General features: G+C 60.8%; 12 protein-coding genes. 9 read left to right on the top strand and 3 right to left on the bottom strand.

The window, feature by feature from the left end; genetic code table 11:
- The first annotated feature begins 75 nt into the window (after window positions 1-75).
- Window positions 76-1,368: a putative hydroxymethylpyrimidine transporter CytX gene (cytX, locus tag LOY31_RS02530; protein ID WP_085608477.1), complete on the top strand. Its 1,293-nt coding sequence runs from the start codon at window positions 76-78 to the stop codon at window positions 1,366-1,368.
- On the opposite strand, the gene LOY31_RS02535 is transcribed toward cytX, so the two are convergent.
- Window positions 1,337-2,083, bottom strand: a complete 747-nt coding sequence (locus LOY31_RS02535; protein ID WP_085608478.1) for an RsiV family protein — start codon at window positions 2,081-2,083, stop codon at window positions 1,337-1,339. The two genes, cytX and LOY31_RS02535, sit on opposite strands and share 32 nt — an antisense overlap.
- A 221-nt stretch (window positions 2,084-2,304) precedes the next feature.
- On the opposite strand from LOY31_RS02535, the gene LOY31_RS02540 reads away from it, so the two are divergent.
- From LOY31_RS02540 to cpdA, 3 genes are all read left to right on the top strand, one after another.
- Window positions 2,305-2,922 carry an NUDIX domain-containing protein gene (locus LOY31_RS02540; RefSeq protein ID WP_007952223.1) on the top strand — a complete coding sequence of 206 codons (618 nt, stop codon included), beginning with the start codon at window positions 2,305-2,307 and terminating at the stop codon, window positions 2,920-2,922.
- A complete protein-coding gene (locus tag LOY31_RS02545; RefSeq protein ID WP_007952222.1) occupies window positions 2,913-3,365 on the top strand; it encodes a DUF1249 domain-containing protein in 453 nt (150 codons plus the stop codon). Before LOY31_RS02540 ends, LOY31_RS02545 begins: the two co-directional genes overlap by 10 nt.
- A gap of 105 nt (window positions 3,366-3,470) precedes the next feature.
- Complete coding sequence (gene cpdA, locus LOY31_RS02550) at window positions 3,471-4,286, top strand: 3',5'-cyclic-AMP phosphodiesterase (RefSeq protein ID WP_085608479.1); 816 nt, start codon at window positions 3,471-3,473, stop codon at window positions 4,284-4,286.
- A gap of 24 nt (window positions 4,287-4,310) precedes the next feature.
- On the opposite strand, the gene LOY31_RS02555 is transcribed toward cpdA, so the two are convergent.
- On the bottom strand, window positions 4,311-5,210 hold the full coding sequence (locus LOY31_RS02555; RefSeq protein ID WP_258712797.1) for a hypothetical protein: 900 nt from the start codon (window positions 5,208-5,210) through the stop codon (window positions 4,311-4,313).
- Window positions 5,211-5,212: 2 nt separating this feature from the next.
- A complete protein-coding gene (locus tag LOY31_RS02560; protein WP_085608481.1) occupies window positions 5,213-6,310 on the bottom strand; it encodes a type IV toxin-antitoxin system AbiEi family antitoxin in 1,098 nt (365 codons plus the stop codon).
- A gap of 220 nt (window positions 6,311-6,530) precedes the next feature.
- On the opposite strand from LOY31_RS02560, the gene LOY31_RS02565 reads away from it, so the two are divergent.
- From LOY31_RS02565 to parC, 5 genes are read left to right on the top strand one after another with little or no spacing between them, the layout of a single operon-like run.
- On the top strand, window positions 6,531-7,139 hold the full coding sequence (locus LOY31_RS02565; RefSeq protein WP_085608482.1) for a YqiA/YcfP family alpha/beta fold hydrolase: 609 nt from the start codon (window positions 6,531-6,533) through the stop codon (window positions 7,137-7,139).
- 42 nt (window positions 7,140-7,181) lie between these two features.
- Window positions 7,182-9,089, top strand: coding sequence for a DNA topoisomerase IV subunit B (gene parE, locus LOY31_RS02570; protein ID WP_085608483.1), 1,908 nt, complete (start codon window positions 7,182-7,184; stop codon window positions 9,087-9,089).
- Entirely contained in the window at window positions 9,089-10,078 is a 990-nt protein-coding gene (locus LOY31_RS02575; RefSeq protein ID WP_085608484.1) for an esterase-like activity of phytase family protein, read from the top strand. The genes parE and LOY31_RS02575 overlap by 1 nt, the downstream gene beginning before the upstream one ends.
- Window positions 10,075-10,599 carry a TIGR02281 family clan AA aspartic protease gene (locus LOY31_RS02580; protein ID WP_085608485.1) on the top strand — a complete coding sequence of 175 codons (525 nt, stop codon included), beginning with the start codon at window positions 10,075-10,077 and terminating at the stop codon, window positions 10,597-10,599. The genes LOY31_RS02575 and LOY31_RS02580 overlap by 4 nt, the downstream gene beginning before the upstream one ends.
- A gap of 7 nt (window positions 10,600-10,606) precedes the next feature.
- Window positions 10,607-12,871, top strand: a complete 2,265-nt coding sequence (gene parC, locus LOY31_RS02585; RefSeq protein WP_085608486.1) for a DNA topoisomerase IV subunit A — start codon at window positions 10,607-10,609, stop codon at window positions 12,869-12,871.
- Window positions 12,872-13,002: the final 131 nt, after the last annotated feature.

Here is a 13,002-nt window from a genome sequence, read left to right on the forward strand (position 1 = left end):
GGGCTTGCTCGCGAAGGCGTCAGAACTGGTGCCAAAGATCTCAATGACAAAAAATACTCCTCCGAGATAACACCCTTGAGCATTCAACCCGGTACTTATTCCCCCGACCTCGCCGTGCCCGCCAACCAGCGTGTGTTCGGCGGTCGCGATCTGTTTTCCCTGTGGTTTTCCCTCGGCATCGGCCTGATGGTCTTGCAGACCGGTGCATTGCTGGCGCCGGGGCTGGGCCTGTCGGGATCGCTGCTGGCGATCTTCCTCGGCACCCTGGTCGGGGTCCTGTTGCTGGCCGCCGTTGGCGTGATCGGCAGCGACACCGGCCTGTCGTCGATGGCCGCGCTGAAACTCAGCCTCGGCAGCAAAGGCGCGAGCCTGCCGGCGCTGCTCAACCTGCTGCAACTGATCGGTTGGGGTTCGTTCGAAATCATCGTCATGCGCGATGCGGCCAGCCTGCTCGGCACCCGTGCGTTCAGCGAAGGTTCGCTGTGGGCCAGTCCGATGCTGTGGACTTTGTGCTTTGGTGCGCTGGCGACCTTGCTCGCGGTCAGCGGGCCATTGACGTTTGTGCGCAAGATTCTACGCAAGTGGGGCATCTGGCTGATTCTGGCCGCGTGCATCTGGCTGACCTGGAACCTGTTCGCCAAGGCAGACCTCGCCGCCTTGTGGGCACAGGCCGGGGATGGCTCGATGCCGCTCGCCGTGGGCTTCGACATTGCGATTGCGATGCCGCTTTCGTGGCTGCCACTGATCGCCGACTACTCGCGTTTCGGCCAGCGGGCGAAGAACGTATTCGGCGGCACGGCAATCGGTTTCTTCATCGGCAACTTCTGGCTGATGAGCCTCGGCGTGGCCTACACCCTGGCCTTCGCGCCGAGCGGTGAAGTCAACGCGCTGCTGCTGGCGCTGGCCGGCGCAGGTCTGGGCATTCCGCTGTTGCTGATTTTGCTGGACGAGTCGGAAAACGCTTTCGCCGATATTCACTCGGCCGCGGTTTCCAGCGGGATTCTGTTGCGCCTGAAAGTCGAGCATCTGGCGCTGGCCATCGGCGTGATCTGCACCCTGATCGCCTTGCTTGCGCCATTGGCGCAATACCAGAACTTCCTGCTGCTGATCGGTTCGGTGTTTGCGCCGCTGTTCGGCGTGGTGCTGGTGGATCACTTCATCCTGCGCAAGCGCAGTGCCCAGGTGGCGTCCGCCGCGTTGCGCTGGCCGGCACTATTGGCCTGGCTGGGTGGCATCAGCACCTATCACTTGCTGGCCAATCTGTATCCGGATGTCGGTGCGACCCTGCCGGCGCTGGTGCTGGCAGGGCTGCTGCAACTCGTGCTCGGTCGGGCTTTCAGTTACGGCCGGGAAACAGCTCGGGTTTGAGAATGCCGTTCAGGCGCGGGTAAGGGATCTTCAGTTCGACGTGGCCCAGCGCATACGGCGCGATGGTGGTCACGTCGTACTTGAGGATCACGCCGCCGTAGGTCAGCGCCACGTTCGGGGTTTTGACGAATGGCCAGCTCTTCACGAACTCCGGTTCCTGATCGAGCTTGGTGCTGATCAGCCAGCTGTTGTGCGCCACCTGCGCGGCTTTCCAGAACGCCTCTTCCTGACCCGGCAGCAGCATGTCCGACAGGGTCAGCACCTTGTGCTGCTGACGCGAATAGTTGATGAAACCGCGTCCCGGCGTACCGTGGGCACCGCCGGTGTCCAGGTAGCTCGAGGTTTCGATGATCACCAGACCGTCATGCTGCTCGCGTACTTTCGCCTGCAAATAGCTGCTGTTGCGCGGGCCGGCGTTGGCCAGGAACTGCTCGCGATACGCTGCCAGCGTCGGCGCCACCGGCGCGTTCGGTGCGGTGCGGGTCATTTGCAGCAGGCGTTTTTCGATGATGCCGTCCAGCGCCGGTTCTGCCGGGAAGCGCAACGTATCGATGTTCACCAGCGGGCAGTCCGGGTTGGAGCAACCGGGTTTCAGCGTTTCCGAGGCGTCGCGGGTGGTTTCCAGCGGCGTGCGGTAGTTGGGCTGGAACAGACTGGCGCAAGCGCCCAGGGTCAGGGCGATGGCGGCCACGGAGGCGATTTTGAAAAGCGACATGGGCGTCCTTTCTGAAGCAGGGGAAGGCAAAAAGTTACCGCTTCGACTCTCAACGAAGCGGTCAGTTCGCCACTAAGCTAATTAGAGTGGGTTTCGCCTCCACCGTCCATCCCGCTGACAGTAAAGGGGCTGCATCAAACGTCACGGGCGCGTTAGGATGGCGCGAAGTCGAGGTCGCAGGTAAGGCGCCTCGTATTGGATTTGCAGTAAAGAGGATGCTCATGACCGATTTTGCCAAAGCCATTCCGACCGCCGTCGATATCGTGCGACGCGAGCAGTGCTACAAGGGCTTCTACAAGCTCGACCGTCTGCACTTGCGCCACGAACTGTTCGCCGGTGGCATGAGCCGCGAAATCAATCGTGAAGTGTTCGTGCGCCACGATGCGGTGTGCATGCTGCCCTACGATCCGCAGCGCGACGAAGTGGTGCTGATCGAGCAGTTTCGCGTCGGCGCTCTGGGCAAGGCGGACAACCCTTGGCTGGTGGAACTGGTCGCCGGTCTGATCGACAAGGACGAACAGCCGGAAGAAGTTGCTCACCGGGAGGCACAGGAGGAAGCTGGGCTGGACATCAAGGCCCTGTGGCCGATGACCAAATACTTTCCATCGCCGGGCGGCAGCAACGAATTCGTGCATTTGTATCTGGGGCGTTGCAGCACCGAAGGCGCGGGCGGCCTGCATGGGCTGGAGGAAGAAGCTGAAGATATTCGCGTCACGGTCTGGGCTTTTGAAGATGCCTTGCAGGCCGTACGTGACGGACGGATTGCCAATGCGGCGAGCATCATCGCCTTGCAGTGGCTGGCGCTCAATCGCGCCGAAGTGAGGGGGCTATGGTCGTAAACAAGCTGCGCGATCGCTACCGCGTCGACCTCGTGGGCCTGCAAGCCGCCTGCGAGGCGAACTACGCGCGCCTGATGCGACTGTTGCCGGACATGCGCAGCGACCCGGAGGCACGGCGCATCGCCGTGACCCAGGGCGACCAGATGCTCGGCGTGCTGACCCTGGAAGTGCTGCAGGCCTGTCCGTACACCACGACCCTGCAAGTGCGTCAGGAACACAGCCTGCCGTGGCTGCCGGTGCCGCAACTGGAAGTGCAGGTCTATCACGACGCGCGCATGGCCGAGGTGATCAGCGCCGAGCATGCGCGACGTTTTCGCGGCGTCTATCCTTACCCGAATGCGGCCATGCATCAGCCGGACGAAAAGGCCCAGCTCAATCTGTTCCTGGGCGAATGGCTGAGTCATTGCCTGGCGTGCGGACACGAATACGCGGCGGTCCGATAACCGCCGCAAGTTGTGAACTGCGTCCGGTTCGCCGGTTTCTCTTTGCGCTGTCCCCCCGCATAATTGCCGCACCTATCCAGTCCCGCGATCCCGGGGGAGAACGCCTTGCCGAGCGTATCGACTTTGACCACCGCCGACACGGCGTTGCTGGTGCAACTCTCTGACAGTCATCTGTTCGCCGAGGCGGACGGAACGCTGCTGGGCATGAACACCCGCGAGAGCCTGCAAAAAGTCATCGAGCTGGTGCTCGAACAGCAACCGCGGATCGACCTGATCGTTGCCAGCGGCGACCTGTCCCAGGACGGTACGCTGGAGTCCTACCAGCAATTCCGGCAGATGACGGCACAGATCGATGCGCCGGCCCGCTGGATCCCCGGTAACCACGACGAACCGCAGATCATGGCTCAGGCGACTGTGAAGAGCGCGCTGCTGGAGTCCGTGGTGGATGTCGGCAACTGGCGCGTGACCCTGCTCGATTCGGCGGTGCCCGGATCGGTGCCGGGGTATTTGCAGGATGACCAACTGCAATTGCTCGCCCGCTCCCTGAGCGAAGCGCCGGATCGCCATCATCTGGTGTGCTTCCACCATCATCCCGTGTCGATCGGTTGCGCCTGGATGGAGCCGATCGGCTTGCGCAATCCCGAGGCGTTTTTCGAAGTGCTCGACCGTTTCCCGCAGGCCCGTGCGGTGCTGTGGGGACATGTCCATCAGGAGATCGACCGCGAACGCAACGGCGTAAGGCTGATGGCGTCGCCGTCGACCTGCATTCAGTTCGAGCCAGGCAGCGAAGACTTCAAGGTCGGCGAACAGGCACCGGGGTATCGCTGGTTGCGATTGCTGCCGGATGGGCGGATCGAGACCGGTGTAGAGCGTGTCACGGGTTTCGATTTTCAGGTTGATTACGGCTCCGACGGTTACTGATTTCTTCGTCCGTGCGGGTTCACCTCAGGTGCGGATCAATCGAAGCACTTGCGTCACGAGACCGGCTGCATATCGTTGGGCTCGAATGCGCTGCTCTGAAGTTTCCTCATCGTTGCCGTAGATGAACTGGCCATACAGCACCGGGCCGGTCAAAAGGTATCCTTCCACACCATTTCCTTCCGCAAATTTTCTTTGCAGAGCGTCCAGGCCTGCTTCCAGAGCATCAGCATGTTTGCCACTTTGGAGCTTGATCAGGAACTGATCGGATATGTATTGCGCAGGGCCGGCGTATTGCATGACGTGAATCAGATCGCCTGCGTCCTTGGGTTCTCCACGGCTGTCGAATGCAAGCGCCTTGAGGATGATGAACGCTACCAGATCCGCATACCGGACATCTTCAATCGCAATGCCTTTGCCATCCAGCAGCGTTGCGGTCACGCGTTTTTCTTCGAACCAGTCATGAGTGATTTCCGCATGCTCTATAGCGAGGGCGGAAACCTCTTCACCATCGATGGATATCGTCGAGAACGGTTTTTGCTCGATAGCGCCTCTGAGAAACTCGACGAGTACAACATGCCGGTCGGAAATACGCCGTTGCCAGCGCCAGGCGGATGCCCACCCATTGTCTTCCGTGAAGCGTTCAAAGCCCCGTTCGGCCAACTGCTGGGCCAATGATGCATAGCCTCCGCCCTCGGCGATCACTTGAAGGTTGAGGACCACGTCTACATCCGATGTGCCTGCATGTGGCGGAATGTTCGGAGGCGCTTCGGGCGTGAGGTAACGCGGGACGAGGCCGCCAACCAGTCGAATCGTTGCTTTAAGGGTTCCGAATGCGCCCAGCAGCGTGACGAGAACCTGCTCGCAAGCATTGGTATGGTCGCTGGAGTAGCCTTCAGCGGTTTTAGGCTTGGGGGCCACAGCCATCATCAGATCCTTAGAATGTCTGCACGAAACCGGGCGGCCAGTTCCTTGTTTCTTCCGCGACCATTCAGCAGGTCGATGTATTGAATAAAGGGGCTGGCAAACCATGTTCCCTCATGCTTTTGGCGGAACAGCATTTCTGCGCCGCTGCGCTCAATCAGTACGATGTTCGAGCCTTTCTCGGCGGGTTTCAGTGCCAAAGCTGCCACAAAATCGCTGACGGACTCCGAAGGGATTGCGATCTCGGCGACATCGACTCCGGTCAAAAGAGGTGATAGTGCGTTTGCAGCAGTCGCCCCCGTCACTGCCCAGTCGTCCGGGATGCCTGACTTCATCGCTGTCAGCGAGACTTGAGTGAGGAGATTTTCAGGGCTCGAGGAGAATAGATACCAGCGAGATTTCGTTTCTTTGGATTTCTGGCGGGCGGCAGCCCAGGCGTCGAGCAGCTTTCCCGGTTGGCTGAGTTTACGGCGCTGGTCCCGGCCGCGTCCGTCGGATGTAACCAGCCATTCGAGTTTTTCGAGCTCCTTGAGTACAACGGAGACCGAGTAGACGGATGTTTCAGATGCCTCAGCAAGCTGATAGCCGGTGAACCAGTCTCCCTTCAGGTGGAGAAGAGCGTGTATCACTTTCTCTCTGGAGCGGCTGAAGAGAGAGAAGGTGCCCACCTCTTTTTTGCCTGCGTAAGGGCGCTCGATGTGGATCAGCCACCGATCATGGCGTAGATGCATGGAGCCGCTTGAGTCGTAGTAACCGATGTTTCTTACTTTCAACTCTTCGCGGGCACCTTTGCTCAGGTGTTTCGCAATAACCATGGGTATCACGTTTTTTTCATGAGCATTTGCGCGAAGCCGGGCGCGATAACCCTCCAGTGTCCACGCCGCATCTCGAACATCGCGGGGATAGCCTTCGTTCAGAATCTCGATCGGGACATGCCACTGTTCTTCAGATGCAGTGGCTTCTACTACGGCATCCAGCACGCTTCCTTCGCTTTGAGCCTGCTCGCAGATGCGTATGACCGAAACACCGGTCGCTTCCTCAAGCGCCGAAACGAAACCGGCCAGCAGGCTCTTTTCGTGATGATCAGATACTTTGTTTTGCATGCTTGATCCCAATTTTTTCGGGGGTGATCAGCCAAGGTTATCGATGCAGAATAGGTTATCAGTACGGATAAACAACGAAAGTTCCTTATTTGTTATCAAATTTTGCTTTGTTATCTGATCAGCTAACAAGGCTATTTTTGATAACGAATGGACAGCTGGCCCAACCCACCAAGACTCCCTGTAAACTCCGCTATCTTCAGCCGACGCCCAGGGAGCTCAAATGTCCGGTTCGATTCTCTATATCCATGGTTTCAACAGTGCGCCGGCCTCGAAAAAGGCCTGTCAGCTGGTCGAGGTAATGGAGCGGCTGGGTTTGAGCGATCAACTGCGTGTGCCGGCGCTGCATCACCACCCGCGCCAAGCCATCGGTCAGCTGGAACAGGCAATCGCCGAACTCGGCCGGCCATTGCTGGTGGGAAGCTCGCTCGGCGGCTACTATGCGACTCACCTGGCCGAGCGCCATGGCCTGAAAGCCCTGCTGGTCAACCCGGCCGTCAGTCCGCACCGGATGTTCGACGGATACCTGGGCACCCAGAAAAACCTGTACACCGACGAAACCTGGGAGCTGACCCACGACCACGTGACGGCTCTGGCCGAGCTGGAAGTGCCGGCGCCGCAGGATCCGCAGCGTTATCAGGTATGGTTGCAGACCGGGGATGAAACGCTGGATTATCGCCTTGCCCAGCAGTATTACCGGGCCTGTGCCTTGCGCATCCAGGCCGGCGGCGATCACAGTTTCCAAGGATTTGTTACACAATTGCCGGCATTGCTCAGCTTTGCCGGGATTGGCGCCGATACCTATCAGGCAATCGATTTCACCGCACTGTGAAGTCTTGCCCCATTTTCATTGAATCACTGACGACGAGACCCTATGGCCACTCCCAGCGCTAGCTCCTATAACGCCGACGCCATCGAAGTCCTCTCGGGCCTCGACCCGGTGCGCAAACGCCCCGGCATGTACACCGACACCAGTCGGCCGAACCACCTTGCCCAGGAAGTCATCGACAACAGCGTCGACGAAGCCCTGGCCGGCCACGCCAAATCGATCCAGGTCATCCTCCACGCCGATCACTCGCTGGAAGTCTGCGACGACGGCCGTGGCATGCCGGTCGACATCCACCCGGAAGAGGGCGTTTCGGGCGTCGAACTGATCCTCACCAAGCTCCATGCGGGCGGCAAGTTTTCCAACAAGAACTACCAGTTCTCCGGCGGTCTGCACGGGGTGGGTATTTCGGTGGTCAACGCCTTGTCGACCCAGGTACGGGTGCGGGTCAAACGTGACGGCAACGAATACGAAATGACCTTCGCCGACGGCTTCAAGGCCACCGATCTGCAAGTGATCGGCACCGTCGGCAAGCGCAATACCGGGACCAGCGTGTATTTCGCGCCGGATCCGAAGTACTTCGATTCGCCGAAATTCTCCATCAGCCGCCTCAAGCACGTACTCAAGGCCAAAGCCGTTCTGTGCCCGGGGCTGTTGATCAGCTTCGAAGACAAAGGCACCGGCGAAAAGGTCGAGTGGCATTACGAAGATGGCCTGCGCTCCTACCTGGTAGACGCGGTGAGCGAATTCGAGCGCCTGCCGGACGCGCCGTTCTGCGGCAACCTGGCCGGCACCAAGGAAGCGGTCGAGTGGGCCCTGTTGTGGCTGCCGGAGGGCGGCACTTCGGTCACTGAAAGCTACGTCAACCTGATCCCGACGGAGCAGGGCGGCACCCACGTCAACGGTCTGCGTCAGGGCCTGCTCGATGCGATGCGCGAGTTCTGCGAATTCCGCAGTCTGCTGCCGCGTGGCGTGAAGCTGGCGCCGGAAGACGTTTGGGAGCGCATTGCTTTCGTCCTGTCGATGAAGATGCAGGAGCCGCAATTCTCCGGCCAGACCAAAGAACGTCTGTCGTCCCGTGAAGCGGCGGCTTTCGTTTCCGGTGTGGTCAAGGACGCGTTCAGCCTGTGGCTCAACGCCAATCCTGAAACCGGTCTGGCGCTGGCCGAACTGGCAATAAGCAACGCCGGCCGTCGCCTGAAAGCGAGCAAAAAGGTCGAGCGCAAACGCATCACCCAGGGGCCGGCATTGCCGGGCAAGCTGGCCGATTGCGCCGGGCAGGATCCGATGCGTTCCGAGCTGTTCCTGGTGGAAGGTGATTCCGCCGGCGGTTCTGCCAAGCAGGCGCGGGACAAGGAATTCCAGGCGATCCTGCCGTTGCGCGGCAAGATCCTCAACACCTGGGAAGTCGACGGCAGCGAAGTGCTGGCCAGTCAGGAGGTGCACAACATTGCCGTGGCCATCGGTGTCGATCCGGGCGCCGAGGACATGAGCCAGCTGCGCTACGGCAAGATCTGCATCCTCGCCGACGCCGACTCCGACGGTCTGCACATCGCAACATTGTTGTGCGCCTTGTTCGTCCAGCATTTCCGCCCGCTGGTGGATGCCGGTCACGTCTACGTGGCGATGCCGCCGCTGTACCGCATCGACCTGGGCAAAGAGATTTTCTACGCCCTGGACGACGCCGAGCGCGACGGGATCCTTGACCGTCTGGTGGCCGAGAAGAAACGCGGCAAGCCGCAGGTCACCCGATTCAAAGGTCTGGGTGAAATGAACCCGCCGCAGCTGCGTGAAACCACCATGGACCCGAACACCCGCCGTCTGGTGCAGTTGACCCTCGGGGACGACTTCGCCGAGACCTCGGAAATGATGGACATGCTGCTGGCGAAGAAACGCGCCGGCGACCGCAAGACCTGGCTTGAATCCAAGGGCAACCTCGCCGAGGTTCTGGCCTGATGCGGTTTGGCTGGGCCTTGGCGGGTGCGTTGCTGCTGGGTTCGATGACGGTGTCGGCAGAGCCTGTGCAAGAGCTGCGCGTGCTCGCCGAACACCCGGTCGAAGGCATGCGCGGCGGCAACCTGTCGGGGCTGGCCTTGTGCGGCAATGACCTGTGGACGGTTTCGGACCGCGACGATGATCAGATCTACCGTCTCGATATCCGCGACCGGGTCTGGCAGGCCACGGCCGTGCGCATCGATCCGCCGAAAGTGCCGGACAGCGGCTTGCCGTGGGGCATCAGTTCGCGCACCTGGGCGGCGTCGTTCATTCGGGGCGGCGATCTGGATTTCGAAGGCATCAGCTGCGACAGCGCCGGCAACCGCTACATCGTCAGCGAAGCTCACGCGGCCGTGCTGCAAGTGCCGCCGCAGGGGCCGTCGTCGTGGCTGAAAATCTCGCCGATGATGGTTCGCGAGGCGCGGGCCAGCGGGATGCTGCTGCAATTCAACGCGATATTCGAAGGCCTGGCGATCAACCCGGCGGGCGATCAGATGTGGCTGGCTGCCGAGCGGCAAAGCCGTGGCTTGTTGCTGATCAAGCGCCAGCAGACAGTGTGGGATTGTGACGGTCGCTGCGTGCTGCTCAGCGAAGGCGGGATGGAAATGCAGCCGCCACAGTTCCCGAAAGCCCGTCCGGTCAATCGGGATTTTTCCGATATCTCCCTGTTCAACGGCAAGCTGTTTACCCTTGAGCGCAACGCGTACCAGATCTGTCGACGCGATGCGCAGACGGCCAAGGTCGAGCTCTGCTGGTCATATGCGGCCGAGCTGTTGCAGGCCAATCGTCGTTACGAGCAGAACTTCGGGCTGGAAGAGGCACTGGTGGTCGATGCTCAAGGTGCATGGATCGGCGTCGACAACAATTTTGGCCCGCGCGCCGATGGCGAGGTTCGCCCGATCATCTGGCGTTTCGCCGCGCCTGAGGGTGGCTGGAGCGCCAAGCCATGAGCCAGCAACCACCGGGCAAACGCACCGGTCGGGTGCTGATGATTCTGGCGTGGTGCGCGGCGCTGTTTCTGGCCACGCGGTTTTTCGGCCAGTGGGAAGAACGCCAGCGCAATCCCAATGTGGAAGTGGCTTCGCAGCAGGGCAATGGTTTTATCGAAGTGAAACTGATCGGCAACGCCCAGGGACATTTTGTCGCCAGCGGCCTGATCAACGGTCGGCCGGTGGAGTTCATGCTCGACACCGGCGCGACCGACGTGGCAATCCCGGCCGAGGTGGCGAAAAACCTCCGGCTGGAAGAAGGTTTCGGTGTGACCCTGAGCACGGCCAATGGCCTGAGCCAGGGCTATCGCACCCGTATCGACCGCCTGCAACTGGGCGACATCGTGCTGCGGGACGTCCGCGCACTGGTGGCGCCGGGGTTGCATGGCGATCAGGTGCTGCTCGGCATGAGCGCCCTGAACAAACTTGAATTTACTCAGCGCGGCGGCACCATGCTGCTGCGCCAGACAACGAACCGATGAGGCCCGCATGAGCGACAACCTTGCAGACAGCTTAGATGGCGTAGAACGCCGGTCGCTGGCTGACTTCACCGAAAATGCCTACCTCAACTACTCCATGTACGTGATCATGGACCGTGCCCTGCCGCATATCGGCGACGGTCTGAAACCGGTACAGCGGCGTATCGTCTACGCCATGAGCGAGCTGGGGCTGGATGCCGATTCCAAGCACAAGAAGTCGGCGCGTACCGTCGGCGACGTGCTCGGCAAGTTCCACCCGCACGGCGACTCGGCGTGCTACGAGGCGATGGTGCTGATGGCCCAGCCGTTCAGCTATCGCTACACGCTGGTGGACGGCCAGGGTAACTGGGGTGCGCCGGATGATCCCAAGTCCTTCGCCGCCATGCGTTACACCGAAGCGCGGCTGTCGCGTTATTCCGAAGTGCTGCTCAGCGAACTGGGCCAGGGCACCGCGGACTGGGGCCCGAACTTCGACGGCACCCTGCAGGAACCGCTGGTGTTGCCGGCACGTTTGCCGAACATCCTGCTTAACGGCACCACCGGTATTGCCGTGGGCATGGCCACCGACGTGCCGCCGCACAACCTGCGCGAAGTTGCCACTGCGTGCGTGCGCCTGCTCGACGAGCCGAAAGCCACGGTCGAACAGCTCTGCGAGCACATCCAGGGCCCGGACTACCCGACCGAAGCGGAAATCATCACCCCGCGCGCCGACCTGCTGAAAATGTACGAAACCGGCAAGGGCTCGGTGCGCATGCGCGCCGTGTACCACGTCGAGGACGGCGACATCATCGTTACCGCGCTTCCCCACCAGGTCTCCGGGGCCAAGGTGCTGGAGCAGATCGCCGCGCTGATGCAGGCCAAACCGTCGAAAGCGCCGCAGATCGCCGATCTTCGCGACGAATCCGACCACGAAAACCCGTGCCGCATCGTGATCATCCCGGTCAACAGCCGCGTCGATCACGAAGCGCTGATGCAGCACCTGTTCGCCAGCACCGAGCTGGAGTCGACCTACCGGGTCAACGTCAACATCATCGGTCTGGACGGCAAGCCGCAGCTGAAAAACCTCCGTGCGTTGCTGGTGGAGTGGCTGGAATTCCGCGTGCTGACCGTGCGTCGCCGCCTGCAATTCCGCCTCGACAAGGTCGAGCGTCGCCTGCACCTGTTGGACGGTTTGTTGATCGCTTACCTCAACCTGGATGAAGTGATCCACATCATCCGTACCGAGGAGCATCCGAAAGCCAGGCTGATCGAGCGTTTTGACCTCAGCGAAATCCAGGCTGACTACATCCTCGACACCCGTCTGCGTCAGTTGGCGCGACTGGAAGAGATGAAGCTGCGCGACGAGCAGGACGAACTGCTCAAGGAACAAGCCAAGCTGCAAGCCCTGTTGAGCAGCGAAGCCAAGCTGAAGAAGCTGGTTCGCAGCGAGCTGCTGAAAGATGCTGAAACCTACGGCGATGACCGTCGGTCGCCAATCGTCGAGCGCGCTGAAGCCAAGGCGCTGACCGAGCACGATCTGCTGCCGAACGAGAAAGTGACTGTTGTGCTGTCGGAAAAAGGCTGGATCCGTTCGGCCAAGGGCCACGAGATCGATGCGACCGGCCTGTCGTACAAGGCTGGCGACGGCTTCAAGACCTCGGCGGCGGGGCGTTCGAACCAGTCCGCTGTGGTCATCGACTCCACGGGTCGCAGTTATTCGCTGGCCACCCACACCCTGCCATCGGCACGGGGCCAGGGCGAGCCGTTGACCGGTCGCCTGACGCCGCCGCCGGGCGCCACGTTCGAATGCGTGCTGATGCCTGAAGAGGACTCGCTGTACGTGATCGCCTCCGATGCCGGCTACGGTTTTGTGGTGAAAGGCGAAGACCTGCAAGCCAAGAACAAGGCCGGCAAGGCCCTGTTGAGCCTGCCGAACAACGCCAAGGTGATCGCGCCGCGTCCGGTCGCCGACCGCGAGCACAACTGGCTGGCCTCGGTGACGACCGAGGGTCGCCTGCTGATCTTCAAGATCAGCGATCTGCCACAATTAGGGAAGGGCAAAGGCAACAAGATCATCGGTATTTCCGGTGAACGTGTGGCCAGTCGCGAAGAATATGTCACGGACATCGCCGTTCTTCCGGAAGGCGCCACCTTGGTGCTGCAGGCCGGAAAACGTACCTTGTCGCTGAAAGCCGACGACCTCGAACACTACAAAGGTGAACGTGGTCGCCGTGGTAACAAACTGCCACGTGGCTTCCAGAGGGTGGATGCGCTGCTCGTCGAAAACCTCAATTAGGCGTCCTAGAGCGCCGTATCTACGATTTAACCCGTAGATCGGCGCTTTGGCGCTGGAGTCGGAACGCATATTCACGGATGATATGGCCTTTCCAAGCGCCGGCGTGGCCGAGCGTTCTTCATATTTATTGA

Origin of the sequence: Pseudomonas sp. B21-021 (genome assembly GCF_024749205.1) — a bacterium.
GTDB classification, from domain to species: domain Bacteria; phylum Pseudomonadota; class Gammaproteobacteria; order Pseudomonadales; family Pseudomonadaceae; genus Aquipseudomonas; species Aquipseudomonas paraglycinae.

Excerpts from the sequence above, each read along its gene's own strand:
- LOY31_RS02535 (WP_085608478.1), bottom strand. The coding sequence starts at position 2,083 with ATGTCGCTTTTCAAAATCGCCTCCGTGGCCGCCATCGCCCTGACCCTG.
- LOY31_RS02540 (WP_007952223.1), top strand. The coding sequence starts at position 2,305 with ATGACCGATTTTGCCAAAGCCATTCCGACCGCCGTCGATATCGTGCGA.
- LOY31_RS02545 (WP_007952222.1), top strand. The coding sequence starts at position 2,913 with ATGGTCGTAAACAAGCTGCGCGATCGCTACCGCGTCGACCTCGTGGGC.
- LOY31_RS02555 (WP_258712797.1), bottom strand. The coding sequence starts at position 5,210 with ATGGCTGTGGCCCCCAAGCCTAAAACCGCTGAAGGCTACTCCAGCGAC.
- LOY31_RS02560 (WP_085608481.1), bottom strand. The coding sequence starts at position 6,310 with ATGCAAAACAAAGTATCTGATCATCACGAAAAGAGCCTGCTGGCCGGT.
- LOY31_RS02565 (WP_085608482.1), top strand. The coding sequence starts at position 6,531 with ATGTCCGGTTCGATTCTCTATATCCATGGTTTCAACAGTGCGCCGGCC.
- parE (WP_085608483.1), top strand. The coding sequence starts at position 7,182 with ATGGCCACTCCCAGCGCTAGCTCCTATAACGCCGACGCCATCGAAGTC.
- LOY31_RS02575 (WP_085608484.1), top strand. The coding sequence starts at position 9,089 with ATGCGGTTTGGCTGGGCCTTGGCGGGTGCGTTGCTGCTGGGTTCGATG.
- LOY31_RS02580 (WP_085608485.1), top strand. The coding sequence starts at position 10,075 with ATGAGCCAGCAACCACCGGGCAAACGCACCGGTCGGGTGCTGATGATT.
- parC (WP_085608486.1), top strand. The coding sequence starts at position 10,607 with ATGAGCGACAACCTTGCAGACAGCTTAGATGGCGTAGAACGCCGGTCG.